The sequence below is a fragment of the Blastomonas sp. genome (assembly GCF_041747255.1).
Lineage (GTDB): Bacteria > Pseudomonadota > Alphaproteobacteria > Sphingomonadales > Sphingomonadaceae > Blastomonas.
The window spans coordinates 1-2,057 of record NZ_JBGTFM010000337.1; the positions used below are offsets into that span (position 1 = coordinate 1).

Sequence of the window (2,057 nt, forward strand, 5' to 3'; positions counted from 1 at the left end):
CGCCTCGCCACCAGCATCGTTCTCACTCGCCTCCTCGCGCCCGAAATCTTCGGGATCATGCTGCTGATCAATTCGCTGCGCACCGGCACCGAGTTGCTCAGCGATATCGGCATCGGCCAGAGCGTGGTCCGATCGCCCAACGGCGAGGATCGCAATTTTCTCGATGTCGCCTGGACCTTGCAGGTGCTGCGCGGCGTGCTGCTAACCGCTTTCGCGTTGCTTGCGGCTGCACCGATCGCCGCACTCTATGGTCAACCGGATCTAATGCCGCTGATCCTGGCAATGAGCCCGATGTTCATCTTCACCGGCCTACAATCCGCCGGGCTATTCGTCTCGCAGCGGCGGATGCAGTTGCAGCGCCGGGCTATTTACGACATCACCAGTACAGTCGTTGGCTCGGCGTTGGCGATCGGGCTCGCGTTGGTCATCAAATCGGCGTGGGCGCTGGTGATCGCGCTAGTGGTGGGCACCATTATTTCCACCATCCTCAGCTTCGTGATCTTCGAACGTCGGCTACCACGGTTCCGTTGGGAGGCGGCGCACGTCCGGGAGATCATTTCCTTCGGTAAATGGATTTTCTTCTCCACCGCGATCTATTTCGCGGCCACAAGCTACGACCGGTTGTATTTCGTTGCCGCGGTGCCCATCGCGATGGCGGGCATTTACGGCGTGGCTCGCACCTTCTCCGATATGCTCACGGGGCTGGCGCAGCGAGCCGGGGCATTCCTGGTGTTTCCCCGCGCGGCCGCCGCGCATAACCAGGACGGCGCGTTTGCGGACCGCCTGCGCGGCACCCGCCGCAAGACGCTCGCGCTCCTGGCGCTGGTTACCGGCGTTGCGGTGGCGGGATCGGACCAGTTCATCCTACTAGCCTACGACCCGCGCTATAACGCTGCGGCCTTCATGATTCCGGTGCTGATGGTGGGGGTGTGGTTCGCCATCCTGTCCACTTTCGCCGATGCGATGCTGATGGGTGCGGGCCGCCCCGCGCCCGGGGCCTGGGCGAACCTGGCCAAGTTCGCGGTGATGCTGGTTGGCCTACCGTTCGCACTCGCGCGCGGCAGCCTGCTTGATGCGCTGCTGGTGCTGGTGCTGGCCGAAGCGGTGCGCTGGCTGGCGCTGCTGCCGGCGTCGCGCCGCGAGCGCTTCGGCGGAGTGCGAGACGATTGCCTGCTCACGGCGCTGATGGCGATTACGGCGTTAACCGCCAAATGGTTGTTCGGCACCGCGGGGTTGGCACCGACACTGGGGGAATGGTGGGCGATGCGGGCGCTGCTGCAGCTCTGACCTCGATGATCGGCCTCGCGGCAGCAGCGCGCTGATTCGCTTATCCGCGGGCGGCGAGCCAAGCCGCGAGCGAACCGCCAACCCCTTGTGTCACCATCTTCTGAGGATCGGAGATCGGCGTCCAGCCAAGCTCTTCGCGCGTCGCGGTGCAGTCGAACTCGGCCTTTTGCGTGCGCGATTCCCAATCGTGGTAGCTGGGCATCCGCGTGCCGTCGGGATGGCCGACCAAGCGTTTCACCGGCCATTTGGCCAGATCATCGAGATAGAACTTCCAGATGGGGGTGGTGTGAATATCGACATGGTAACCAGCGAGGCGCTCGACAGCAGCGATGTAGTCGCGTGCGGACAGCATAGGCGCATCGATCAGATTGTAGGAACGGCCTTCGATCCCCGGCGTCTCCATCGCCAGAACCATCGCTTGGGCAACATCGTCGACCAGCACTAGAGGCAACATGTTGTTGCCGTCACCCCAGGTCTGCACGACGCTTTCGGAGGCCCATTTGCCCACACCCCAGTGAAACGGGTTGCCGCCCGCGCCGATGACGATTCCAGGCCGGACGATGACGACCGGCAGACCATCCGTGCGGTGCATTTCGACCAGCAAGGATTCAATCGTCGCCTTTGCCCGGGCATAGGAGTTGCGTCGGTCGATGTTGCGATCAAGCGGAGTTCGTTCGGTGATCCTGCCTGCGCCACCACCGGCATAATAGGAATCGATGGTGCTCGTGTAGATCAGCCTCTTCACGCCGGCTTCGATGCATGCGCGGGCA

Annotated in this window: 2 protein-coding genes; one reads left to right on the forward strand and one right to left on the reverse strand. The window is 63.3% G+C overall.

Annotated features, from left to right (window positions below):
* Positions 1–15: 15 nt before the first annotated feature.
* Positions 16–1,287 carry an oligosaccharide flippase family protein gene (locus tag ACEW8G_RS11465; protein WP_373488551.1) on the forward strand — a complete coding sequence of 424 codons (1,272 nt, stop codon included), beginning with the start codon at positions 16–18 and terminating at the stop codon, positions 1,285–1,287.
* Positions 1,288–1,327: 40 nt separating this feature from the next.
* On the opposite strand, the gene ACEW8G_RS11470 is transcribed toward ACEW8G_RS11465, so the two are convergent.
* On the reverse strand, positions 1,328–2,057 hold a 730-nt coding region (locus ACEW8G_RS11470; protein WP_373488550.1), incomplete at its 5' end, for an NAD-dependent epimerase/dehydratase family protein.